Genomic DNA, 21,098 nt, shown 5'->3' on the forward strand with positions numbered 1-21,098 from the left:
TGCCGCCATAATGCGATCGCAGAACACCGCCACAGAGCGATCATCTCTACATTTCGCGGCGGTCGGTGTCGCTCATGCGTGTACCGGTGAACGATCCCCTTTCGGGACGATCCGGAGCGTCCTCGCAACGCTGCGCGTTCGTCGTGTTGCAACTCCTCGTCGTGCAGACATGTACAGAGTGGGGGGCGAGGGGGTGCACGTGGAGAAGGACGATCGCGACGTCTTCGAGGAGCTGTTCGCGGCGAACTTCGACGACCTGATCCGCTATGTCCGGCGTCGCGCCCCAGAGCAACTTGTGGACGACGTGGTGGCCGAAACGTTCCTCATCGCGTGGCGCCGGCGCGGGGACCTTCCCGCGCATCCGCGTCCCTGGCTCTTCGCCACGGCCTCGAACGTTCTGCGCAACGCCGTCCGGCGGGAGGCGCGCGAGCATCTTGTCGCTGAGCGCGTCTGGCTACCGGGCGCAGCCGATGCCGACAGCTCCGCCGAGATCGATGCGCTCCACGCGCTGCGATCGATGTCCGAGGCAGACCAGGAGGTGCTCGCCCTGCACGTCTGGGAGGACCTCTCGGACGCGGAGGCGGCGAAAGTGCTCGGGTGCAGTCGTGCCGCATTCTCGATGCGCCTGTCGCGGGCGAAGAAGAGGTACGCGGCGATCCTCGACCCGACCCGGCCGAGCCGCGCGCGGCTCACCGCGCTCCCCACGGAAGGTCTCTCATGACGCCCACCGACGAACTGCACGCCCTCAAGCGGGCCGACCCCGCACGCCGAGGAGACGACTCGGCCGACGCGGAGCGACTCCACGAACGCATCCTCGTCAGCATCGAGTCCGAGACAACACCCCACGAGAGCCCGAGGACGGATATCCGCCGGCGGCTGATCGTGGGCGTGTGCGCGCTCGGGTTCGCTGCGTCTCTCATCGCCGTCGCGGCGATCGCCGGTCGTCCAGCGGCTCCCGTCAGCACGGTGGCGCTGAGCGCAGGGGGGATCTCCCCTTCGGGCCTGGCGAGCTGGACGCCTGAACCGGAGGCAGGCGCACGCAGCTCCTCCGTCCTTGAAAACTGCATCGACACCCTCGACGCCAACTCGAACACCTCCGAGCCAGCTGACGTCGTGTCGGCGGACACACGGGGCACCGTCGAATCAGTGCTCGTCGAGAGCGGTCCCTACGTGGCCTGGTGCGTTGGAGAAAGCGCCACCATCCCGATGTATTTGCTGCTCGACGGCCCCGGCAACGCCACACAGGCTCCTTCATCCGACTCGGTCACACTCTTCGCGTCAGGAGGGCACCTCTCACCGGACGGTTACGGCTTCGCCGCGGGCGAGGTCGGTCAGGACGTCGCCAGCGTCACGCTGACCGAGGACGGTCATGAGGTCGCGGCGACCATCTCTAACGGGTGGTGGTCCGCCTGGTGGCCTAGTACCGACGACACCCTTCTCCTCGATGGACGCATCACCATCGAGAACGCGGATGGCGGAACGACGACGATCGGCGCTCAGACGCTCCAATGAGCCACCCCCTGACGGAACGGCGCACCCACGAGGTCACGCCCTACTCTCTCTTCATGGAGTCAGGAGTGCTGGTGCGGAGGGCGTCACCAGAGGACGTGAGGGCGATCGCTCGCGTTCACGTGCAGTCGTGGAAGGAGACCTACCGCGGCGTGATGAGCGACGCCGTGCTCGACGACCCCGCACTACTCGGCCAGCGTGAATACTTCTGGACGGCCGCGCTCACCGACCCGTTGTACGCGGGAAACAGGATCGCCATCGCGGAGCTCGAGGGCGCTGTTGTCGGTGTAGCGATGGCTGGACCCGCGCTCGACCGATTTTCCGGCGTGGCCGAGCAGCTGTACCTTCTCTACACGCTCTCCGAGGTGTATGGCCGAGGAGGCGGCGCGGCGCTCCTCGAGGCCGTCCTTGACCCGGACGTGAGTACAGGGCTCTGGGTGGCTGACCCCAACCCTCGGGCGCAGGCCTTCTATCGCCGGCACGGGTTCATCGCCGGCGACGCGAAGATCGAGGACGGCGTACGGGAAGTGTGGATGACCCGCCAGCGAGCAGCTGCCGCCGCCTACTGAGCGGTGGCGCGTCGGCGCCGACGTCGATCAAGTGCTCCGCGAGGCCGAGAAGATCACCTGATTCGCCAGAGCAGCTGACGACGCTGCACAAATTTCCAGTGGCCCCCTAACGCCCGAAGGACGGTCCGTTTGTGGAACAGTTCGGCGGCGTTCGCGTCGGCTGTGCAGGGGACCTTGAACATCTGAATGCCCACGGTCGTCTGCACGAGTGCCGGGATGGCGCGAAGCGATGTGCATGCGTCCGCGAGTAACGACAGCGCTCGGTGTCGCGTCTGCGTGTACCGGTGAACGATCCCCATACGGACAGCAGGGCCGACACGCGCGTGAGGACGACGCCGACCGAGCGCGTCGAGTAGTCCCGCCGATGTCAGGAGGGGTCGCGGTCTCCGCGCACTGTGAGGAACCAGGCGGTGTCGTTGTCCGCGTTCGATGCGGTGGCGTTGACACTCGATATCGGCTTCTCGCCGAGCGACGCGGGATCGATCTCGTGTGGGCCGTCGGCGCAGTCGATCGCGTCGAGGGTGGTCGTCGTCCTCGTCGCCGGTCCCCCAGCCGTGGAAAGCGATCCGATTTCGAGGTCGATCACTCCTTCGCCGAGGCAGTCGAAGGTGATCGCGGTCGGCAGCGCCGGCCTCTCGAGGGTGACGTCGACGCGGCCGCCGTCATCGTCGGCCGCGACGTTCAGCGAGAGGACCGCTACGACGTCGCGATCCGTTGCCACGTCCGCTTGGCGCCCTTCGCGCCACTGCGTGATGCGAGGATCTTCGCCTGGTACCGGTGTGCAGCCGGCGAGAGCCGCCACAAGAACAAGGCCAGCTGCTGTGTGGATGGGGCGGTGCCTCATTGCTCCACAGTAGAGGCACAGGACGCTGAAGAAGACCCATCATTACAGCGCCAGCGCTCCTCTCCTTCGCAGCGCGATACGGTGTGCTGACGAGGCACAGGGGGATGCGGTGGAATCGACGACGCGCCTGAGGCGGGTGGCCGGAGCGGCAGTGGCTGCGCTCACGATGACGCTCATGGCCGGGTGCTCCGGCCCCGACACCGAGGCGTACACCGATTTCGAGCGGGCGCAGGACGAGCGGGACACTCTTCCCGACGTCGGCACCGTAGGAGACGGCTACGACCCCGCCTCGATCCGTTACGTCGGGTCAGCCGACGGACTGGATGTCTGGATCGGGTCGCAGACCACGACCGGAGGCCGGTGCGTCATCGTGGACGGAGACGGCGACAACGAAGACGGAAGCGGCTGCGGGGATGAGCTGTCGCTGGGCGGAGCATGGGCCGTCCAGATCCACACCGACGGCGCCGGTCCAGACGACACCACTGGCCTCGATTGGACGAGCCTCGGCGAGAACGTGTCCATCCGCCGGTACTGATCACCCTGTTCCTCACGTCGACCGCGCGGACGAACATAAGAGAACGACCCCTACCGGCCGCCCGGTCGACCATCCCCTTACGGGACGGCCAGTAGGCCGACTCTCTCCCCGACAGAATCGTGCATCCGTGTCGCGCCATCAGGGGTGCAGGGTTGAGCCAGACTGGCCGAGTGTCAGCACTGCGCCAATGGGCGCCACTCCCCTTCGTCGCAGTCGCCATCATCACGACGGTGATCCTCACCGCTCTCCACCTGGTCGAGCTGTATGTGCTGACTACCCAGCAGCTCGCGCAGGACGGGACTGGGCAAAATTCCGCAGGAACAGTCGCGTTCTTCGCGGTCTACCTCATTCCGTCCGCCCTGATCGAAGGTGTGCTCATCGGGCTGGCCGCGTTCGCTGTCGCTCGGCTCCTGAAGCGCGGCCACCGAGTCTCGCAACGCGCGATCGCACCGCTCGTCGGCGTGGTCGCGGCGGTCGTCGCCCTCTGCCTGATGGTGGTGCCGTTGATCGGATACGCCACAGGTGGGCTTCTCCAGCTGGGCGCCGGGATCGCGGCCCTCCTCTCGGGCGAAGCTGGAAGCGGACCGGCGAATCTGATCGCAGCCATCGCGCTCGCCCTCCTCCTCTACGTCGGAGCCTTCACCCTGAGCGCACGCCGCCTCTTCAATACCGCTGCGGCCGGGGACCCTCACGCCCGCTGACATCTACAGCTCCTCGGATGATCCCGCTGGAAGATCCCCGAATGGGACGACTACGGATTATGCAGTCGGTGGAGATACTCCGTGACGCAGAGTATGTTTCGGGCATGGAAGAGATACGGGAGCCGCGGGTGTGGATCATGACGGTCCTGGCCAACGGACGAGCGCACGGCTACGGCATCGTGTCGGCGGTGCGCGAGCTCTCCGACGGCGCGATGACGATGAAGATCCCGACCCTCTACGCCGCCCTGGACCGTCTCGAGCGCCAGGGCCTTGTCGCCGCGGATGGTGACGAGGAGGTCAATGGGCGGCGGCGCCGATACTTCCGGCTGACCGACGCCGGTGCCGCTCGTCTCGCGGTCGACGCTGAACGCTTGGCGCAGCTCGAGCGCGCCGCGTCCAGCGCCGCACGCCGCCTCGGCCGGATCGCGCCAGCATGAGCGGGTCCGGCCTCGACGGCTACCGGCGGGCGCTGCGCTGGTACCCGGCAGCATGGCGAGAAGCTAACGCTGAAAGCGTGGTCGGCGCTTTCCTTGACCGGGACGACGCGACCGGAGCAACCGGACCGACACCACGTGACCGGGCCGAGCTCGCCCGAGCCGGCATCCGCGAGACCCTGACCGCCACGAGTCGGCCCGGACGACGCGCAAGCAGCGCGATAGGCATCGCGTTTGTCCTCGCCGCCTGGTCCTACGGATCGGTTGTCATTGAGGTCGGCGGGCGGGTCATGACCCTCGCGAGCGGCGGCAACGTTGACGCGATGGGACGCAGCTACGGAGCCCCCGTCCTCCTCGCGGCGGCACTCGTCGCTCTGGCCTGGCTATGCACGGCTATCACCGCATCGCGGAGCGGCCGACCACTCCTCGCCGCCGTCATCGGACTCTGCGGTCTCGGAGCCGCATGGACCACCTTCCACCTGTCGTGGTCGAGCCTCGTCCCGCCGCTCGAGCTCGGATCACCCCTCCTCACGATGGGGGTACTCAGCGTCACGGCTCTAACGGCAGCAGTCCTCGCTACCGTCTCGGCAGTGCGCGCCGGACTCCTCCAGAAGCCTGCGTCTTGGATCATCGGCGTGGCCGCCGCAGTCCATGTCGCCGGCGCGGCGCTTCTTGCGGCGCTCGACCGCCCGCTCACCGTCCCGGAGGTCCTTCTCGTCGTCGTGTGCGCACTTTTGACGCCGGCATACCTCGCTGTCACCGGCGTCGGCTTCGTATTCCTGAGCACAGGCACCACTCGCCAGCGGCGAGCATCACGACAAAGCGCCCGCACTACTCCCGAAGCGGCGGGGTCGAGGCAACTGCTGTGTCCAGCGACCGGTGACCCATCCCCTTACGGAACACGACCGCGCTCTATTTCCGAGGCTCGGCTACCGACGTCGAAACGCTGCATACAGCGCGCCGGCGATGATCAGAACACCGATTCCAACGAGGACCCAGGTACGAGGATCCTCATGGACGCTGGTGCAGACGCCCGGCGAGTTCACGTACTCCGCGCAGCTCCCCGACCGATCACCGGCAAGAAGGACCACCGCGATTAGAGCGACGAACGCAACCGCGAGCCACCACCACCGCACGCGCCGCCGAACCAGGGCACCCATGACGAGACTGTACGACGGCAGCGCTTCGTCGCGGGGGCTGCCAGGTCTCGATCGTCGTGATTGCCCGCCGCTCCCCCTCTCATCGGGGCCGACCGCCCCGATGCCAGCAGGCCAGAGGAGCGTCCGAGTGCCCCGGAGCGAGAGCGACCCGCTCAACCATCCCCTACCGGACGCTCGCTGGACCAGCCCTATACGAGACGACCGCACCTTGCCGGTGAGCAACGGAGGCCCAGGCGCTGGGTAGGCCAAGCTGCGGTCATGGCACCTGAGCTCGGGACCGGTCAAGACGACGCGAACAAGTACCAACCGTCGGATAAGCGGCGGACGTGGCGGTCTTGGTGGACCGTCGTGGCATTGAGCTGCGCCGCAGTCGCGTGCCCGCTGATCGGGTTTGCGCTCGGAGAGCCGGCGCGTGACTGGGTCAGGTTTCTAGGCTTGCTGCTGCTGTTCGCCGCGATCATGCTCGGTGGGTGGCTGGCGAACGAGGCGCGGCCACGAAATTAGCGACCGGCCAACGCTCCCCAAACGGGACGATGGGCTTGGGGGTGCGTCCGGGCCGAGCGAGAGCAAGGTGCGACGATGTGCTCATGGACGAAGCGGCGACGGTTGAGCGCGCTGACCAGCTATGGCAAGCGGGCCGCCGAGCGGCTGCTCTTGAACTCCTGAAGGCTCAGGTACGCCGCTCCCCCTCCGATACGGCGGTGCGGCTCGCGCTGATCGCGAGATACCGCGAACTCGGCGCTCCCGATCAAGCAGGACGCTGGGGACTCGCTTTGGATGGCGAGACTACGGACTTCGAGCGAGACAGGGCTGCTCGCCTGCTGGCAGGGGCGGGCCTTCGCGATCGCGATCTGCCCGACTTCCTCTCTCTGCCGTCTCGCGACCTTCCCCAAGAAGCCCTCGAGCTGCTCGCTCTGGTCGAGCACTATCGCGCGCGGTTCAATGAAGAACACCCCTACCAAGAGCCGCCGCCGCGAGACCGGCTCGAATTCGCTGCGTTCGTCCTCTGGCTCGCCGCAGTCGGCCTGGCCGTCGTTGCCTCGATGATCGTGTGGGGTGGCGCAGTGCTCGACACGCAGATGACCGCCTTCGCTCGATGGTCAGGTGTCGTCTGCGTCGGCATCGCGGCCCTTGGCTTCGTTGCACAGGGATGGCGGTATCTGCGCTCAGGGTCCCGCGTGCTCGGCTGGACCTGGCTCGTAGCAGCCGCGATCATCGCGATCGAACTCGCCGTCCTACTCCCGGCCGCGGCCCAGAACGCCGGAGAGCTTCTGTTCACCTGGGAGAAGTGAACCAACCGCACCACGCCAGGAACGCAACCACTGAGACACGCGGCGGCAGCGCTGAAGAGCGACCCGTTCAGCCATCCCCATACGGGACGGCGCCTCAAGGCGACGATGCGACGATGACAAGCCTGCGCCTCGTGCGGTTCCGGAGAAACTTGGGCGTCCCATCATCGTTTTGCGATCGGCCGGACATGTACGGAGTAAGGCGCGGAACTCGCCGGTGGACGAAGGGGAATCGTCATGGGGACTCGACTGGATGATCAGCTCGACAGCAGCGCACCGCCGGCTGTCGTCGGAGAGAGTGCGCACGCGGCGACGCGCGCGCTTGCTCGAGAGATCTCCGGATCGCAGGGCCGGCGGGTTCCGCGCCGAGGAGTTCTGATCGCAGGCGGGTTCCTCTCGCTCGCGCTGCTCGGCGGAGCATCAGCGGCAGTCGCGAGTCCGGAGGTGCGTCTTGCCCTCGGGTGGGTCCCCGATCGAACCATCGCCCTCACCTTCGCGCCACTGGACGGTACCGCCACTCAGAGCTGCACCGCGTACTTCCACGTCCAGACGGACGGCGGAACGCCGAGCGCCGCCTCCCTCGTCCGAGCACGCACCTTCATCGCGAACGTCGACACCGACTCCATCCAAATGGATGAGGAGATGCTGAAGTTCCAGCGGGAGAGCTTCGACGGCGTGGAACCTCGCCCCACGGACGTGAACCTCCAGATAAGCGCCTACGCATACGCTCTCGGCACCGCAATGGCGGACGACCTTCAGGCGAACGGCTACACCGAGGACAGCTACCTCATCTCGATGAGGACCGACACTGACTGCGGCGACGGGATCATGCAGTGACCCTGGCGAGCGACCGCCTCCGGACGCGATTCGAGGAGCTGGTCGAACTCAACGGCGACGCGCTCCTACGCTACTTCCTCCGTCGAACGGATTCGAAGGAGGACGCCGCCGATCTGCTCAACGAGACTCTGCTCACCGTCTGGAAGCGGGTCCGCGCGATCCCCGCCCCGGACGACGGGGCACGGATGTGGATGTTCGGTGTGGCGCGGAACGTGCTCTCGAATCACCGCCGAGGACAGGTTCGCCACCGGCTGCTCAGCGAGAAGCTGGCGCAGGACCTCCTTACGACACCAACACCGCCGGCAACGGAGGACGCGGTAGCCGTGCGAGACGCGATCGAACGGCTGCCGGCCGAGCTAGCCGATCTCGTTCAGCTGGTGCACTGGGACGGATTCTCCATCGCAGAAACCGCAGTCCTCGCGAACATCCCAGCCGCCACGGCTTGGGCACGGTACGCGCGAGCGCGACTCCTCCTCCGAACTCATCTCGCAGGTCCCGAAGGGCCGGAAACCGACATCGCCGTCTCCGCGTCCCTCCCGTCGCTCTGAACCATCCCCACACGGGACACCGGCGCGCACAAAGGCCGCGTCGACGTCCTCGAGACCCCGGGCGGCGGCGCGACCTTGCGCGTCGCCCCACCGCTCGCGGTCGTCACTGAGGTGTGAAGCCCTACACAGCGAAGCGCCGGCACGGCTCACGGCTAGGTTGGTCCATCCGGATGCGACGAATGTCAGTCGCGGTGACAGCGCTCGTGGTCCTAGCGGTAGTAGCGCTGATCAGCGCCTGGAGCATCCTGTGGGAGAGCACGATCTCTTCAGCGCGGTGCACAGTGACTCCGGAGCGACCGCTGGACCATCCCCATACGGGTACCTAGCCGCACAACACGGGGAGGCGTGGCTTGTTTCGTAGGCTGAGCGCATGAGGTCAGCACTTCGGAGCGCAGCCGGCGGCGCCGTCATGCTGATGGCCCTCGCCGGAGGTCTGGTCTCGCTCGGTTCCGGGTGGATCATCGATGGACGTGAGCCTCCAGCCGTTCAGTGCGAGAGCGGCCCGTACCCGCGAACAGGCGGACCGTTCCACGAAACGACCCGTATCACCGGATCGGTGACGATCTTGCCCCTCGGGGTGGACTGCACCTACGACGTCGACGGAGACGAGGTCGGCCCGCAGACTGTCCGGCACCCGAACATGCCCGCCACTGCAGGTTTCCTGGGCAGTGCGCTCACTTCCGCTGCTGGAGCAGCGCTCCTCGTCGTCCGGACCGGTCGGGCAGGACCCGTCTCTGCCGACTGATGCGCCCGATCCCGGCGACTCGCTCAGCCACCCCCATACGGGACAGTCCGCAACACAGTGGTGTCGCTGATCGAAGGTCGACGGGAAGTGTGGCTCAGAGGACGACCACGAACGATCGTGCAAAGGTCGAGGGATGGGCGATGAAGAACTGAACGGATCCATGAGAGAGGCTGACTCGAGCTTCGGACACGTCGGCGGCCGAGAGGCCCGGGAAAGTGATCGACCGGGGGTGACATCCAGGGTTTGGAGCGAGTTCGACGTCCTCGTTGAGGCGATCGCCATCATGACCAACTGGCGAAAGCGATCCTCGTACCGATGCACTGCTACCCGCCAGGAGCGCGGTCGTATCGAGACGTATCAGCTCGAATTTTGGCCCGGGCAGGCGTCGTACCTGTGCGTTGATGACCGGACTGGCGTGATCGACTCGCTCAACACGACGACCGACCGGTACATCGCAGCAGGCGACCCCCGGGACCTGACGACGAACCAGCTGATGCCAGAACCTCTCGCCGCTCGCCTGGGGTTTCCCCTGAACCTGCCCGTCTGGGGCCGGCCAAACGACGCCTACCGAATGGTCGGGGCGACCCGAGCGGACCATGAAACCGTGATCCGGCTTCAGCACCAGGCCGATGCCCATTTACTCGGAACCATGACAGTAGACCGTGAGAAGCGGCTCGTCACTCGTCTCGATACCGTGACTGAGGTCTGCCGCGACGAGAACATCGAGGTCGGCACGAGAGCCCTCACCGACCTCTAACGAGCTGCACCGAACTTCTTCACGGTCTACTCACGGCAGCGACCTCGCGCACGCGCTGCTGCGCATGCCCTGTCACAGCGGCCCTGCGCCTCCCAATCGGCCACTACACCCGCAGCGCTCGCGCCCAGGAGCGGGGACGCCGGGAAGCATGAGAGGGTCTCCCCTGACGGGCCGTCTCGCCGTCTGTCGCCCTCGTGAAGGGTCGCCGCCCGTCGCGGACCACTTCCCGGTCATCCAGACTGAGCGACGTGACCGACCAGCGAAACGCCACGGGCTTGAAGCCCCTGGCTGATGCCGAATTCTGGCCCATCATCGATGTGCTCGGCGGCCGGTACCAGCTCCGGACGATCGCGGCCGCGGAACGAGAACTGAGCCGACGGCCGGAGCTCGAGATCCTGCGGTGGGCGGAAACCGCAGCGCTCAAAGCTCTCCAGCTGGACAGCGCGATCGACTTCGGGAAGGACACGTTCTGGGCGCTTGGAGCGGTCATCGGCAAGGGCAGGGAGATCTTCAAAGCGGTCCTTCGAGACGCCGACGCCTACGAACCGAAGTGGATCAATGACAACTCGCAGAGCGTGCTCTTCATCGGCGGCGGCGCGATCGAACGCCACGGCGCTGACCCGCGCGTCATCACGTCCTTCACCCCTCGGCACGCGGTACTCGTGAAGGAGCTGTACCCAGCAGGTCCTCGGGAGTGACGCATAATCGGCGGGTGGCTGCGGAAGAGTGGTTCTCGAACGAGGAGTCGCCGGTGATGAGCGCCTTCCTCGGCGCGTTCGTGGCGCGTCTGAGGCTGCGCGCGGCCGGGTGGAACACGGACGTACGACCGGCCGACACCACCTTCGACGCCTCCCTCGATGAGGTCTGGTGCGGGATCCAGGTTCCCGGCTTGTCCGGGGACTTCACCGCTCTGTGGCTGGAATGCACGGAGGACGACCACGGCACGCCCAAGCTGGAGGGGTCGTGGGGTGTCCGCGATCTCGTCGCTGACGACTACGGCAGCGACCCGATCCGCGACCTCACCGTGCGCGGTGCCTCGATTGCGCCGGAGACGCTGGCTGATCTTGCCGCGCAGTGGTGTGAACGCCACCTCCGGATGGACATCAGCCGCGAAGAGTGGAAGCACCGTCGCTGGACCCGCCACGACGACTTCGGCCGCGTACCCCACGCGCGGCGACGTGGCATCCCGCTGCGCACGGTACTCGAGCGATCGAACGGCCGCGCGACGGGCCTTCACCTGAAAACTCACAAGCCCGCCTGACGACGTGGAAGGCGCCCGCGGCCTCCACATCTCGCTTGCCGCGTCAGCGGAATGTCCGGCTGATCGCGCTGCCCGTCTGGAACACGGTGATCCACGCGAAGAATCTCTGAAGGGGACGCAGCGGGAACGCGACGAGCCTCCGCCAGCCCGTCACTAGAGACCACGATCTGACGATCCGGACTCGAGCGCCGCCGGTCGTGCTCACCACGGTGAAATCGGTCAGAAGCGAGCTGCTGTGCGGAACATCGGGATACGCGAAGCTCCACGCGATCCGGTCCGGTCGGTGCGCTGCGACGAGTTCGATCCTGCGGCGGCTGAATTGGGGCTTCACCTTCATCGGCTTTCCGTCAGGAAGACGTCCGCGTGCGCGGCCGTGCCAGACCGCGCCGGGCGCGACGTCCTGGTCCGCACGATCGATCGATCCGACGATCATCTCCCAGTCGGGGACGCGTGCCGGGTCGGCGAGGAACTCCCACACCTCCTCGATCGGTGCTGGAACGAACGTCTCCGTCGACGCCGATACCCGCCCCTTCATCGTCGTCACGGTTCGTCCGACAGGCGCGTCGAACCGGTCGAGCTGCTCGAGCACGGCCCCGGGTGACGTCCCCAGGCGCCTGAGGATGTCGGCGATCAGTCCGCTCGGCTCGGACACGAGGTCTCGGAGCACGGCGGCGGCGTCACCGCCCTTCTTCCTTCCGCTGGAGCGAGTGATGAGGTCCATCGCGCGCCTGCTCCACTCGTACCCGGCCGTCTCATGGAACACGATCCGTCCGGTGTCGGGGAACGACGCTCGGATACCGAGGGAGGCCAGCTGGGCCGCATGCTGCTCCTCCACGGCGCGGCGGGCGGCGTCCAGGTCGATGCCCATGCCGCGCAGGGCTTCTCCGGCGGGTTGGTCGTTGATGACCAGGGCCAGGAACAGATGCTCGAGGTCGGCTACGCGGAGCCCGGCTCGGGAGGCTTCCTCCATAGCCGCGAGGGAGAGGGACTGAGTGGTCTGAGCGACGCGAGCGAGCTTGCTCATGCGTTCCTCCTGTGGATCGGGATCGTGGGGTCGACTCGTCTGGAGTGCTTCTTGTGGACGGCCTGCCGGGTGACCCCGAGCGCGTCGGCGATGTCCTGCCACGTCATACCCGCCCGCAGCGCGGCCTCGACCTGCTGAAGCTCCAAGGTGTCCGCCAGCACACGCAACGTCGCCACGGCTCGCAGCCCCGCTCTCGGGTCGCTGGTGTCGGCCGCCACTGCCGCGATCTGTGAGGACTTCATGCTGTCAACCTAGGTTGCTGACTTCGGCCTTGTCAACGTGGGTTGCACAAGGCTGTGCTCCGCCTTCTTCTTCGTCACCTTCGTGGTCGCCGTCGCCGTCGACCTGATCACGGGCCTCCCCGCAGAGGGTGAGGAGCGCGGAGGGCCGCAGAGAGCAGCGGAGCACCCGGTGGCCGGCGCTCGCCCCTGCGGCCGCTGCCGTGGAGACGACCCGCCGGAACGAGCCTTCACAGAACGCTCGCCTCGGCTCAGACTGGTGCGAGGACGCCGGTCACGCCCGCTCGACCACCGCTCCTCGGCGCGGTCCTCACCGAGAGGGCTGCCACGGGGAGCGCTCCGCGGAGGCGTGCCGTCTCCTGCAGAGGATCCGTCGAACCGACCCGGCCCGGAGAACACGGGTCGGACGAACCTGGAGGCGCGATGAAGGTCATGCTCGTGATGCGGTCCGACGGCAGCTACGCCGGAGGCGGTGCCCCCGAGGACTACGCGGCGTGGGAGGACTACGAAGCGGCACTGAAGGCGGACGGCGTTCTCGTCGAATCGGCCCGCTTCGCCGGCGGGGGCGTCTCCGTCGGGACCGATCTGTCCGCGGCGGGCGAGGAGCGCGGCGGTTCGTCCCCTTCGCGAGCGGAGGGTCCGTCCACCCTCGTCGGGTACTACCTCCTCGACTGCTCGGATCAGGACGACGCCGTCCGGTACGCCCTCCGCGCCCCCCTCTACGGCTCGGTCGAGGTGCACGAGCTCGCCCAGTACTGAGCTCGGGACCCGCCGTCGGTCGAGCACCCGTCCTCCACGAGGATCGGGACGCGCTCGGCTGCGAGTCGGTCCTGATCCTCTCGCGCCCGCCCCTGCCAGCAGGCCTCGACGCTCCGCCGTCCGAACTGGACGCGCCATCCGTGGCGAGCCGAAGTGCCTACGGCCCCTCGAGCCGCTGCGGTCCTCGGGGAACGACGGCGCCGGCACGGGGTGCTCGAGTCAGCGTCCCGAACGCGCCGGACGCGAGAAGTACAGCCACACCACGAGGGCTGCCCCCCACAGCAGGAACAGCGGATCCCACAGCAGCGCGTGACCGATCATGGCCGACTCGTCGTAGCCGCCGTCGAGTCGGATGATCCCGAGGAGGACCGCCCCGCTCGCCGCGACGTCGACCCCGCCGTAGAGAATCAGGAACACGCCCCCGACCCGGCTGACGCCCCGCCAGATCCGCACCCCCGGAATGCGTCCGTAGGCCGCGGCGACCGGCACAGTAGCGGCGGTCGCCTTCACGAGGCCGATCAGGCCGAGCAGCACTGCGGCTCCGACCGGCGACCGCTCCACCGCATCGACCGCCCACTGGCCGACGGTCGGCAGGAGGAATCGACCGCCGAACGCCCAGTAGAGGCTCGCGGCCGCGTGCAGCAGACCCGCGAGGCACGCGACGGCGAGGCCGACCCGTGCGATCGGTCGATCCCGGGACCCGGGAGGCTGGACAGTCACACCGAGAGGATGCAGCACGGACGAGAACGGGGTCCACGCCGCGCGTCCCTCTCTACCCCGACCACCGTCCGCGCTACCGGGGCGCGTCAGGCGGACTCGCGGAGCACCAGCTGGTGGCGGACGGTGCGTTGGACGTCCGGGCCGCCCGGGGGAGCTCGTCGGCGATCATGGCGAACGCGAGGTCGAGGGCGTGCCGCGCGAGCTCGTCGAGGTCGACGGCGAGGGTCGTCAGCGTCGGTGCGAGCAGCCGCCCGATCGAGAGGCCGTCGATGCCGACCACCCGGACGTCGCCGGGCACGTCGACGCCCGCCCGGCGGCAGGCGGAGAGCACGCCGAGCGCGCAGAGGTCGTTGAACGCGACGATCGCGTCGGCGACCCGCGGCCGGGCGATGATCCGCTCGGTCGCGTCCGCGGCCGCCTGGGCGGTAGCGCCCTCAGCGCGCACCACGGAGGCCTCGAGTCCGTGCGCGGCGAAGGCCCGGATCAGCAGCTCCGCTCGCCGGCTCGGCCGGCCATCCTGGGAGACGTCGACGACCACCGGATGCCGGACTCCCGCTCCGGCCAGATGATCGGCCAGCGCCTCGACCGCGTCGGAGTGGTCGAGCAGCACCGCGGCCCGCAGCGGGTCGCCGGTCGGGTCCAGCTCGACGACCGGCACGGAGCCGAGCCGCTCGATCCACTCCGCAGCACGATCGCCGGAGAAGCCGATCACCGCGTCGGTCTGCGCGCCCAGCGCCTGGACCATCCGGTCGGAGTCGGCGGCGAGACCCACGTCCGCGAGCGGTGCAGCGGTGGTCGTCGGCCTCGCGTCCTCGTCGTCGCAGAACGAGGCGATCTCGACGGCGTTGATCGCAGACCTCGAGCACCGGAACGCTCAGAGCCTGGTCGAGGGATCGCCGCAGCTCACCGGCCTCGGTGTCCCGGAGTCGACCTCGACGCCGAAGCGACTTGCTCTGGTCCTGGAGGACGACGCCCGACTGCGCGTTCAGCGGGACCACTACCTCGAGCTAGGGGAATCCTTCACCGCGTTCGAGACCGACGTGGCGCTGAACTCCGTGCAGATCACGGGCGACTCGGCCACGGTGACGTTCACCGGGAGCACCACCCTTCGGCGGAGTCCGTACGAGACAGGAGAAGCTGCTCCGGAGGACGCCTACTCCTTCCCTCAGGAGGCGACGCTACGGCTGCGCGCGGGCACCTGGTCAGTCGACACCCTCACCCACGAGACGGCGCACACCCCGGCAGATCTCCCGGAAACCGTCGCACCGGACGCCTCCCCCGCCAGCTGACGGTGCGTCCCCTTGGGTCGGATCGATCCGACCGCTCTCCGCCCACGCTGAGCGGCAGCCACCGCCATCGAGCGAGAGAGGGCGTGCTGAGGCGCATCGCTACGACCAGGAGAACGAAGGTCGCGAGGGCGACGGAGACACCCTGAGTGACGTGGAGGGGAGGGCGCGAAAGGATGGGCGCATGTCGACGAAGATCGAAGCAGCCCACCGCAAGCTCGTCGAGGCGCTCGAGAAGCACGCCGAGCTCTCCACCGGAAAGAAGAGCCGACGCGGCCGGATCGAAAGCGCCGCGGCCGACGTGAAGAGCGCTGCATCGAGGTACGCGGCTCTCGTGTCCTCGCGCACCGGCACGCAGAGTCCGTTCAGCGACATAGCGGACCCACGCCTGGACCGTCCCACGATCGCCTCACTCACGGCGGAGCGCGACGCGCTCATCCTCCGGCTGGCCCGGACTCCGCTCACGGCGTCCGACCTTCACGTGCCGCTCCCCGCAGTGGACCCGTCCTAGACACGTCTCACTGACGCGCGACTCGCTGGGGTGCTGAACGGTTCCGATTCATGGCGTGTTCACCGACGTGCCGGATCCTGATGCTCATGGATGCACGGGAACTGGCCTGGGGAATTCTGGCGTGGCCGGCCGTTGCGGTCCTCGCGCTGCTGCGAACCGCGGGCAGCTGGGATGTATCGGGCGGGTCCGCGGCAGGGCTCATCGCGGGCACGGCAGCTGCGTTCACTGTCGCGGGCGCACTCCTGTGGCTTCCCTCGAGTCTCTGGCTCGACCGGCGGACACGCCGCACCCCGCGCGTCGGGCAGGCGGCCGCGTTCCTGGGTCTGGGACTCGTGATCGGCGCCGCCGCCTCCACCGCACTGGTACTCGCGTCGGGAAACGCGACCTGGCCCTCCTCCGCGGGCCTCATCACGGAATACGCAGTCACGGCAGGCATCGCCTCCCTCCTCGGCCGGCTCCTCGCCACCACCCTTCGCGCGAAGAAGCTGCGGATCGTTCCGACGGCGGCGAATCGCGTGAACCGGTGAACGATCCGGGTCGTCGATCGATCAGCGTGCCAGCAGCAGTCCGATCGACCCGATGACGACCGGCACCACTGCAACGGCCAGGAAGAGGTAGGACAGCACGAGTCCCACCGCCGACTCCCAGCGAGGACCGTCGTGCCGTCGAGCCTGATGACCGACGACGACGCCGGCCAGCGGGAGAACGTACTGCAGCGTGGTCGCGACCCCGATGACCAGGGGATCGCCCCGCCACAGGTGAGCCGTCGCCAGGTATTCGATCGCGCACGACACGACGGCGAGAACGCCCAGCACGAACGCAGCCCGCGTCCACCACTGCACGAATCACTCCTCGCGCACGCCCGCCTCTCGGACCATGTGCCGGTTCGAACTCGGCGCGGTTCGACGAGCAGCGGGACGATCCGAGTCCGCATCTCCGGTCGCCGGGCCCCCCTCCTGCTCCTCGAGCAGGGGCCCGAGGGCGCGGTCGGCCGGGTCCGTGGGATGCACGACGTCAGCGACTCGCGCACCGCGTGTCACTCCTCACGGGATGATCCGACTTCGGCACGCCTCCGACCTGTTTTGTATACCGTCGGTGGCGGATGGCGTGAGTTCTTGCCTGGCTCGGTGAGCCGATCAGTACAGAGGGGGAGGTTGTAGCATCGTGGAAACCTGCACGAAATCGAGTCTGGGATACAAAAGAGGAGTCCTCGCGGTGACCATCACTCTGGAGCCGCACCACCCCTCGCCCTGCTGGGAGCTACACATGTCAGCTGTATCCCGCACCACCGCTCCGCCCGCTTCAGGCCACACGGTCGCCTCGGTCCTCGATTCCATCGGCTTCACCCGCGCGCAGTTCTGGATCTTCCTGCTGATCCTCGCCGGGGAGTTCTTCAACACCCTCGAGCAGAACTCGGTGGGCGCCATGGGCAGCCACATCAAGGAGACGCTGCAGATCGGCGACATCCAGCTCACGACGATCAACACCGCCACGGTCATCGGCGGACTGATCGGCCGAGTGCTGGCCGGCTACCTCGCCGACCGCTACGGCCGCCGGTTCTCGCTCAGCCTGAACCTGCTGATCTACACGCTCGGCGGACTGCTCAGCGCCGTCGCGATGAACTACGAGATGCTGCTCGTCAGCCGCCTGATCGTCGGAATCGGGATCGGCGGCGAGTTCATGATCGGCCTGGTCATGCTCTCCGAGATGGTCTCCACCCGCTTCCGCGGGACCGCGATCGGCGCCGTCAACGTCGGCGCCGGTGGCCTGGGCAACTTCCTCTCCTACGGCCTGTTCCTGCTGCTGCTCGGACCGCTGGAGACCCCGCTCGGCGGACCCGACTCGGTGTGGCGCTGGTCGTTCGTGATCCTCGCCGTCCCCGCGCTGCTGGTCGTCTTCTACCGCCGCAAGCTACCGGAGACGCCGCGCTGGCTGCTCTCGCAGGGCCGCACGGAGGAGGCGAACCGCTCGCTCGCGATCCTCGCCTCGAACTCGCTCACCCCCACCACCGACCGCCCGCCCGTCGAGCTGTCGCCGGACGACCTGCCGCCCGTGCGGATGTCCGCCTCCCCCGCCGCGGTGTTCAGCCGCCCGGTCATCCGCCGCACCGCCGCACTCGGCGTCGCGTCCTGGATGGCCTTCGGCTCGCAGGTCACGCTGAACTTCCTGATGCCGACCCTGCTGGTCGAGCGCGGCTATTCCGTCTCGGAGAGCCTGCTCTACACGATGATCATGAACATCGGCTCGCTCCTCGGAGCGACGACCGCGGCCCTCATCGCCGGTCGCGTCGGCCGCCGCACCGCCGTCGGCGCCGCGGGAGTCCTCGGCTGCCTCACCGCGCTCGCCTTCGCCGGCTTCGGCAACGGCACCGGGGCGATCCTGATCCTCGGCGCGCTCTTCCAGTTCTTCACGATGGTCACCAACACGACCCTCGCCACCTGGACCGCCGAGATCTTCCCGACCGCGATCCGCGCCTCCGGAGCCTCGATCGTCAACGGCATCGGCAACATCGCCGGAGCGGTCATGCCGTTCCTCGCCGTCGCGCTCTACGGCTCGTTCGCCTTCGCCGGCGTCTTCGGCCTCGCCGCCGTGATGTACGCGGTGCTCGTCGTCGCCTCCCGCTTCGCCCCGGAGACCCGCGGACGCTCGCTCGAGGACGTCAACGAGAACGCGATCGCCGCCGCCGCCCACTGACCCACCCACGCCCCCGGCGCTCCGGCGCCGGGGGCGTGACCATCCACCTGACAGCACCACAAGGAGCACCATGGACACCCTCACCGTCTCGGCCACCGCCAACGGACTCAACTACCTCCCCGAGTACGTCGCCGACGTCGGCGGCCTGTTCGCCGAGCGCGGCCTCGCCGTCACCGCCACCGCCTGCGACCCCTGGACCGGCGTCCTCGACAACCTCGACTCCTGCGCCGCCGACCTCGCCCTCGGCGGGCTCTGGGTCCCCGGGATGTACGCCGGCACCAGCCGCGAGCTGACCGTCGTCGGCCAGCTCAACCACCGCTTCCCGATGACGATCGTCGCCCGCGACGGCTCCGGACCGGTCGGGCTCGACTGGCTGGCCGGCAAGGTCGTGCTCGCCCCCGGCGCCGGCGGCAGCGCGCCGTTCGAGTTCACCGCCGGGCTGATCCGCGAGGCCGGGCTCGACGTCTCCGCCACCCGCTGGGCGCGCGATCTGTCCACGGCGATGATGCTCGAGCTCTACCGCGACGGCCTCGGCGACGCGATCGTGCTCGACCTGCTCTCGGCGAAGGAGCTCGTCGCGGCCGGAGGCGGGCAGATCGTCTTCCGCCACCTCGACGCGGGCGTGATGCCCAACAGCGTCTACTACACCCGCACCGACCGGGTCGAGGAGCTCGCCGACCGCACCGAGCGCTTCGTCGACGCCATCGAGACGGCGATGCAGAAGATCACGGCGGGCGAGGCCGGCGCCGAGATCGACGCGGTGCTCGCCGCACGCTGGCCCGACCGCGATCCGGTGCTCCTGCACGAGGCCGCCGACGAGATGGCCGCCGGCGGGGTCTGGGACACGACCGTGATCGACGAGGCCGCGTCCGACCGCTGGATGCGGATCCTCGCCGAGGCCGGGCTCGTCACCAGCGCCCCCTCCCTCGCAGAGCTCACCGGACGCGCGACAGTCGGCGCGCGCTGATGACGCTCGTCCTCGCCTCCGAGCAGATCGCCGCGCTGCTCCCCGACGTCGACGTGCTCGGCGCGGTCGAGCAGGTGTTCGCGGACCTCGGCTCCGGTGCGCTGCACCAGGGCGCGCCGACGGCCCTCGCGGGCGAGGACGACGGGCTGATCCTGCCGATGGCGGTCCGCTCCGACACCCTGGGCCTCGCGGCCGTGAAGCTGATGGCCGACCTGCCCGGCAACGCCGCGCGCGGGCTCCCGACGCAGCGCTCGACCATCCTGGTCACCTCCCTCGTGACAGGAGAGTGCGTCGCCGTCCTGGACGGAGCGCTGATCACCCGGGCCCGCACCGCCGCCGCCTCCGCGGTCGCCACCCGGCACCTCGCCCGGGCGGACAGCCGGGTGCTCGGACTGATCGGCGCCGGCAACCTCGCCGTCGCCCACGTCCGCGCGCTCCGGGCGGTGCGCGACCTGGACGAGATCGTCGTCTGGTCACGGTCGGACGCGACGCTCGACCGGTTCGAGGAGACGGTCGGGCATCCGGTGACCCGCGCTGCGGATCCGCGGGCCGTCGCCGAGCGCTCGGACGTGCTCTGCACGCTGACGCCGTCGGTCGAGCCGATCGTGCGCGGCGCCTGGCTGCACGCCGGCCAGCACGTGAACGCCGTCGGCGCCCGTCCGCGGCCGGAGCACCGCGAGCTCGACGCCGCGGCGATGACGATCGGCACGCTCGTCGTCGACAGCGCTGCCACGGCGCGGGCGAAGTCGGGGGACCTCGTCCTCGCGATCGCGGAGGGCGCGCTCGACGCGGCGGCCGGGCTGCTCGAGCTCGGCGACGTCGTGGCCGGCACCGCTCCCGGCCGCGTCTGCACGGAGGAGATCACCGTCTTCGACTCCGTCGGCCTCGCCGCGCAGGACCTCGCGGTCGCCGCCGCGCTGATCGATCTGGGGCGGCTGCGGGACGCGGGCAGCGAGATCCGGCTCTCCGGGGTCCCCGCGGCGGCGGGCCGCTGATGCGCATCGCCGTCGTCAACTGCAACACGACCGAGTCGATGACCGAGACGGCCGCCGCCCGCGCCCGGCTCGCCGTCGGGCCGGGCACCGAGATCGTCGCGATCACGCCGAGCTGGGGCGTCGCGTCGGCCGAGGGCTGGTACGACAGCTTCCTCAGCGCCGCGGCCGTCCTGCACACCCTCGAGCGGCTGCCGGCCGGCATCGACGGCGTCGTGATGGCCGGGTTCGGCGAGCACGGCCGCGAGGGCGCGCGCGAGCTGCTCGACGTCCCCGTCGTCGACATCACCGAGGCGTCCGCGCACCTCGCGATGCTGCTCGGCCGCCGCTACGGGGTCGTCACCACGGTCCGGCGCGCGGTCGGCCAGATCGAGGACAGCCTCACCACCGCCGGCCTGATCGCGCACTGCGCCGCGATCGAGGACACGGGCCTCGGCGTGCTCGAGCTGGAGGAGGATCCGCAGGCGACCCTCGACGCGTTCGTCGCCGCCGGCGAGCGCGCGATCGCCCGCGGCGCCGAGGTCGTCTGCCTGGGCTGCGCGGGCATGGCGGGGCTCGAGGAGCACGTCGGCGCGCGCCTGCCCGTGCCGGTCGTCGACGGCGTCGCGGCGGCGGCCGCGCTCGTCGAGACCCTCGTCCGGCAGCGGCTCGGCACCAGCCGGATCGACAGCTACGCCCGCCCGCTGCCGAAGGAGCGCAGCTGGCCCGGCTGAACGG

At 68.9% G+C, this 21,098-nt stretch carries 27 protein-coding genes; 21 read left to right on the forward strand and 6 right to left on the reverse strand.

What is annotated here, in order from left to right; translation table 11 throughout:
• Positions 1-199 precede the first annotated feature (199 nt).
• The 3 genes from C5D08_RS13000 to C5D08_RS13010 are packed head-to-tail and all read left to right on the forward strand — an operon-like array spanning position 200 to position 2,078.
• Complete coding sequence (locus tag C5D08_RS13000; protein ID WP_219815180.1) at positions 200-721, forward strand: RNA polymerase sigma factor; 522 nt, start codon at positions 200-202, stop codon at positions 719-721.
• Positions 718-1,512, forward strand: coding sequence for a hypothetical protein (locus C5D08_RS13005; protein ID WP_104277394.1), 795 nt, complete (start codon positions 718-720; stop codon positions 1,510-1,512). Before C5D08_RS13000 ends, C5D08_RS13005 begins: the two co-directional genes overlap by 4 nt.
• Positions 1,509-2,078 carry a GNAT family N-acetyltransferase gene (locus C5D08_RS13010; protein ID WP_258067404.1) on the forward strand — a complete coding sequence of 190 codons (570 nt, stop codon included), beginning with the start codon at positions 1,509-1,511 and terminating at the stop codon, positions 2,076-2,078. Before C5D08_RS13005 ends, C5D08_RS13010 begins: the two co-directional genes overlap by 4 nt.
• A gap of 367 nt (positions 2,079-2,445) precedes the next feature.
• Here C5D08_RS13010 and C5D08_RS13015 read toward each other — a convergent pair whose 3' ends face one another.
• The gene (locus tag C5D08_RS13015) at positions 2,446-2,922 is read right to left on the reverse strand and encodes a hypothetical protein (protein WP_146086106.1); all 477 of its coding nucleotides are present in this window, start codon (positions 2,920-2,922) and stop codon (positions 2,446-2,448) included.
• 151 nt (positions 2,923-3,073) lie between these two features.
• Between C5D08_RS13015 and C5D08_RS13020 the strand changes: the two genes are divergently transcribed.
• From C5D08_RS13020 to C5D08_RS13065, 10 genes are all read left to right on the forward strand, one after another.
• The gene (locus C5D08_RS13020; RefSeq protein WP_104277396.1) at positions 3,074-3,457 is read left to right on the forward strand and encodes a hypothetical protein; all 384 of its coding nucleotides are present in this window, start codon (positions 3,074-3,076) and stop codon (positions 3,455-3,457) included.
• Positions 3,458-3,627: 170 nt separating this feature from the next.
• Entirely contained in the window at positions 3,628-4,158 is a 531-nt protein-coding gene (locus C5D08_RS13025) for a hypothetical protein (RefSeq protein ID WP_104277397.1), read from the forward strand.
• Between the two features lie 59 nt (positions 4,159-4,217).
• Complete coding sequence (locus tag C5D08_RS13030; protein WP_219815181.1) at positions 4,218-4,595, forward strand: PadR family transcriptional regulator; 378 nt, start codon at positions 4,218-4,220, stop codon at positions 4,593-4,595.
• Positions 4,596-4,672: 77 nt separating this feature from the next.
• A complete protein-coding gene (locus C5D08_RS16700) occupies positions 4,673-5,692 on the forward strand; it encodes a hypothetical protein (RefSeq protein WP_146086104.1) in 1,020 nt (339 codons plus the stop codon).
• Between the two features lie 647 nt (positions 5,693-6,339).
• Positions 6,340-7,044 (forward strand): hypothetical protein, encoded by a 705-nt coding sequence (locus C5D08_RS16705; protein WP_104355574.1) that lies wholly within the window; start codon positions 6,340-6,342, stop codon positions 7,042-7,044.
• Positions 7,045-7,278: 234 nt separating this feature from the next.
• Positions 7,279-7,878 (forward strand): hypothetical protein, encoded by a 600-nt coding sequence (locus C5D08_RS13045; protein ID WP_146086103.1) that lies wholly within the window; start codon positions 7,279-7,281, stop codon positions 7,876-7,878.
• Complete coding sequence (locus tag C5D08_RS13050) at positions 7,875-8,426, forward strand: RNA polymerase sigma factor (protein WP_258067405.1); 552 nt, start codon at positions 7,875-7,877, stop codon at positions 8,424-8,426. Before C5D08_RS13045 ends, C5D08_RS13050 begins: the two co-directional genes overlap by 4 nt.
• 878 nt (positions 8,427-9,304) lie before the next feature.
• Positions 9,305-9,928, forward strand: a complete 624-nt coding sequence (locus C5D08_RS13055; RefSeq protein WP_146086102.1) for a hypothetical protein — start codon at positions 9,305-9,307, stop codon at positions 9,926-9,928.
• A gap of 248 nt (positions 9,929-10,176) precedes the next feature.
• Positions 10,177-10,626, forward strand: a complete 450-nt coding sequence (locus C5D08_RS13060) for a hypothetical protein (RefSeq protein WP_104277402.1) — start codon at positions 10,177-10,179, stop codon at positions 10,624-10,626.
• Positions 10,627-10,640: 14 nt separating this feature from the next.
• Positions 10,641-11,189, forward strand: a complete 549-nt coding sequence (locus tag C5D08_RS13065; protein WP_146086101.1) for a hypothetical protein — start codon at positions 10,641-10,643, stop codon at positions 11,187-11,189.
• A 43-nt stretch (positions 11,190-11,232) separates the two neighbouring features.
• On the opposite strand, the gene C5D08_RS13070 is transcribed toward C5D08_RS13065, so the two are convergent.
• The gene (locus tag C5D08_RS13070; RefSeq protein ID WP_104277404.1) at positions 11,233-12,213 is read right to left on the reverse strand and encodes an SRPBCC domain-containing protein; all 981 of its coding nucleotides are present in this window, start codon (positions 12,211-12,213) and stop codon (positions 11,233-11,235) included.
• Positions 12,210-12,455, reverse strand: a complete 246-nt coding sequence (locus C5D08_RS13075; RefSeq protein ID WP_104277405.1) for a hypothetical protein — start codon at positions 12,453-12,455, stop codon at positions 12,210-12,212. The genes C5D08_RS13070 and C5D08_RS13075 overlap by 4 nt, the downstream gene beginning before the upstream one ends.
• Before the next feature lie 420 nt (positions 12,456-12,875).
• On the opposite strand from C5D08_RS13075, the gene C5D08_RS13080 reads away from it, so the two are divergent.
• The gene (locus C5D08_RS13080; RefSeq protein ID WP_104277406.1) at positions 12,876-13,211 is read left to right on the forward strand and encodes a YciI family protein; all 336 of its coding nucleotides are present in this window, start codon (positions 12,876-12,878) and stop codon (positions 13,209-13,211) included.
• A gap of 219 nt (positions 13,212-13,430) precedes the next feature.
• Here C5D08_RS13080 and C5D08_RS13085 read toward each other — a convergent pair whose 3' ends face one another.
• Positions 13,431-13,931, reverse strand: a complete 501-nt coding sequence (locus C5D08_RS13085; RefSeq protein WP_258067406.1) for a DUF3995 domain-containing protein — start codon at positions 13,929-13,931, stop codon at positions 13,431-13,433.
• A 73-nt stretch (positions 13,932-14,004) separates the two neighbouring features.
• The gene (locus C5D08_RS13090; protein WP_258067407.1) at positions 14,005-14,703 is read right to left on the reverse strand and encodes a substrate-binding domain-containing protein; all 699 of its coding nucleotides are present in this window, start codon (positions 14,701-14,703) and stop codon (positions 14,005-14,007) included.
• Positions 14,704-14,722: 19 nt separating this feature from the next.
• On the opposite strand from C5D08_RS13090, the gene C5D08_RS13095 reads away from it, so the two are divergent.
• From C5D08_RS13095 to C5D08_RS13105, 3 genes are all read left to right on the forward strand, one after another.
• A complete protein-coding gene (locus C5D08_RS13095) occupies positions 14,723-15,220 on the forward strand; it encodes a hypothetical protein (protein WP_104277407.1) in 498 nt (165 codons plus the stop codon).
• A 181-nt stretch (positions 15,221-15,401) separates the two neighbouring features.
• Positions 15,402-15,728, forward strand: a complete 327-nt coding sequence (locus tag C5D08_RS13100) for a hypothetical protein (protein ID WP_104277408.1) — start codon at positions 15,402-15,404, stop codon at positions 15,726-15,728.
• An 86-nt stretch (positions 15,729-15,814) separates the two neighbouring features.
• Positions 15,815-16,255: a hypothetical protein gene (locus C5D08_RS13105; RefSeq protein WP_146086100.1), complete on the forward strand. Its 441-nt coding sequence runs from the start codon at positions 15,815-15,817 to the stop codon at positions 16,253-16,255.
• A gap of 21 nt (positions 16,256-16,276) precedes the next feature.
• Here the strand turns inward: C5D08_RS13105 and C5D08_RS13110 are convergent, their stop codons facing one another.
• The gene (locus C5D08_RS13110) at positions 16,277-16,570 is read right to left on the reverse strand and encodes a hypothetical protein (protein ID WP_104277410.1); all 294 of its coding nucleotides are present in this window, start codon (positions 16,568-16,570) and stop codon (positions 16,277-16,279) included.
• Positions 16,571-16,892: 322 nt separating this feature from the next.
• Between C5D08_RS13110 and C5D08_RS13115 the strand changes: the two genes are divergently transcribed.
• The 4 genes from C5D08_RS13115 (at position 16,893) to C5D08_RS13130 (ending at position 21,094) form a co-directional block, all read left to right on the forward strand.
• On the forward strand, positions 16,893-18,422 hold the full coding sequence (locus C5D08_RS13115) for an MFS transporter (protein ID WP_258065080.1): 1,530 nt from the start codon (positions 16,893-16,895) through the stop codon (positions 18,420-18,422).
• Between the two features lie 70 nt (positions 18,423-18,492).
• Positions 18,493-19,389, forward strand: a complete 897-nt coding sequence (locus tag C5D08_RS13120; RefSeq protein ID WP_104277411.1) for an ABC transporter substrate-binding protein — start codon at positions 18,493-18,495, stop codon at positions 19,387-19,389.
• The gene (locus C5D08_RS13125) at positions 19,389-20,384 is read left to right on the forward strand and encodes an ornithine cyclodeaminase family protein (RefSeq protein WP_104277412.1); all 996 of its coding nucleotides are present in this window, start codon (positions 19,389-19,391) and stop codon (positions 20,382-20,384) included. The genes C5D08_RS13120 and C5D08_RS13125 overlap by 1 nt, the downstream gene beginning before the upstream one ends.
• Entirely contained in the window at positions 20,384-21,094 is a 711-nt protein-coding gene (locus tag C5D08_RS13130) for an aspartate/glutamate racemase family protein (RefSeq protein ID WP_104277413.1), read from the forward strand. Before C5D08_RS13125 ends, C5D08_RS13130 begins: the two co-directional genes overlap by 1 nt.
• Positions 21,095-21,098: the final 4 nt, after the last annotated feature.

The sequence above is a fragment of the Rathayibacter sp. AY1B6 genome, from assembly GCF_002932755.1.
GTDB lineage: Bacteria > Actinomycetota > Actinomycetes > Actinomycetales > Microbacteriaceae > Rathayibacter.

Excerpts from the sequence above, each read along its gene's own strand:
- C5D08_RS13005 (WP_104277394.1), top strand. The coding sequence starts at position 718 with ATGACGCCCACCGACGAACTGCACGCCCTCAAGCGGGCCGACCCCGCA.
- C5D08_RS13010 (WP_258067404.1), top strand. The coding sequence starts at position 1,509 with ATGAGCCACCCCCTGACGGAACGGCGCACCCACGAGGTCACGCCCTAC.
- C5D08_RS13015 (WP_146086106.1), bottom strand. The coding sequence starts at position 2,922 with ATGAGGCACCGCCCCATCCACACAGCAGCTGGCCTTGTTCTTGTGGCG.
- C5D08_RS13030 (WP_219815181.1), top strand. The coding sequence starts at position 4,218 with ATGCAGTCGGTGGAGATACTCCGTGACGCAGAGTATGTTTCGGGCATG.
- C5D08_RS16705 (WP_104355574.1), top strand. The coding sequence starts at position 6,340 with ATGGACGAAGCGGCGACGGTTGAGCGCGCTGACCAGCTATGGCAAGCG.
- C5D08_RS13045 (WP_146086103.1), top strand. The coding sequence starts at position 7,279 with ATGGGGACTCGACTGGATGATCAGCTCGACAGCAGCGCACCGCCGGCT.
- C5D08_RS13055 (WP_146086102.1), top strand. The coding sequence starts at position 9,305 with ATGGGCGATGAAGAACTGAACGGATCCATGAGAGAGGCTGACTCGAGC.
- C5D08_RS13070 (WP_104277404.1), bottom strand. The coding sequence starts at position 12,213 with ATGAGCAAGCTCGCTCGCGTCGCTCAGACCACTCAGTCCCTCTCCCTC.
- C5D08_RS13075 (WP_104277405.1), bottom strand. The coding sequence starts at position 12,455 with ATGAAGTCCTCACAGATCGCGGCAGTGGCGGCCGACACCAGCGACCCG.
- C5D08_RS13080 (WP_104277406.1), top strand. The coding sequence starts at position 12,876 with ATGAAGGTCATGCTCGTGATGCGGTCCGACGGCAGCTACGCCGGAGGC.
- C5D08_RS13100 (WP_104277408.1), top strand. The coding sequence starts at position 15,402 with ATGTCGACGAAGATCGAAGCAGCCCACCGCAAGCTCGTCGAGGCGCTC.
- C5D08_RS13105 (WP_146086100.1), top strand. The coding sequence starts at position 15,815 with ATGGATGCACGGGAACTGGCCTGGGGAATTCTGGCGTGGCCGGCCGTT.
- C5D08_RS13120 (WP_104277411.1), top strand. The coding sequence starts at position 18,493 with ATGGACACCCTCACCGTCTCGGCCACCGCCAACGGACTCAACTACCTC.
- C5D08_RS13125 (WP_104277412.1), top strand. The coding sequence starts at position 19,389 with ATGACGCTCGTCCTCGCCTCCGAGCAGATCGCCGCGCTGCTCCCCGAC.
- C5D08_RS13130 (WP_104277413.1), top strand. The coding sequence starts at position 20,384 with ATGCGCATCGCCGTCGTCAACTGCAACACGACCGAGTCGATGACCGAG.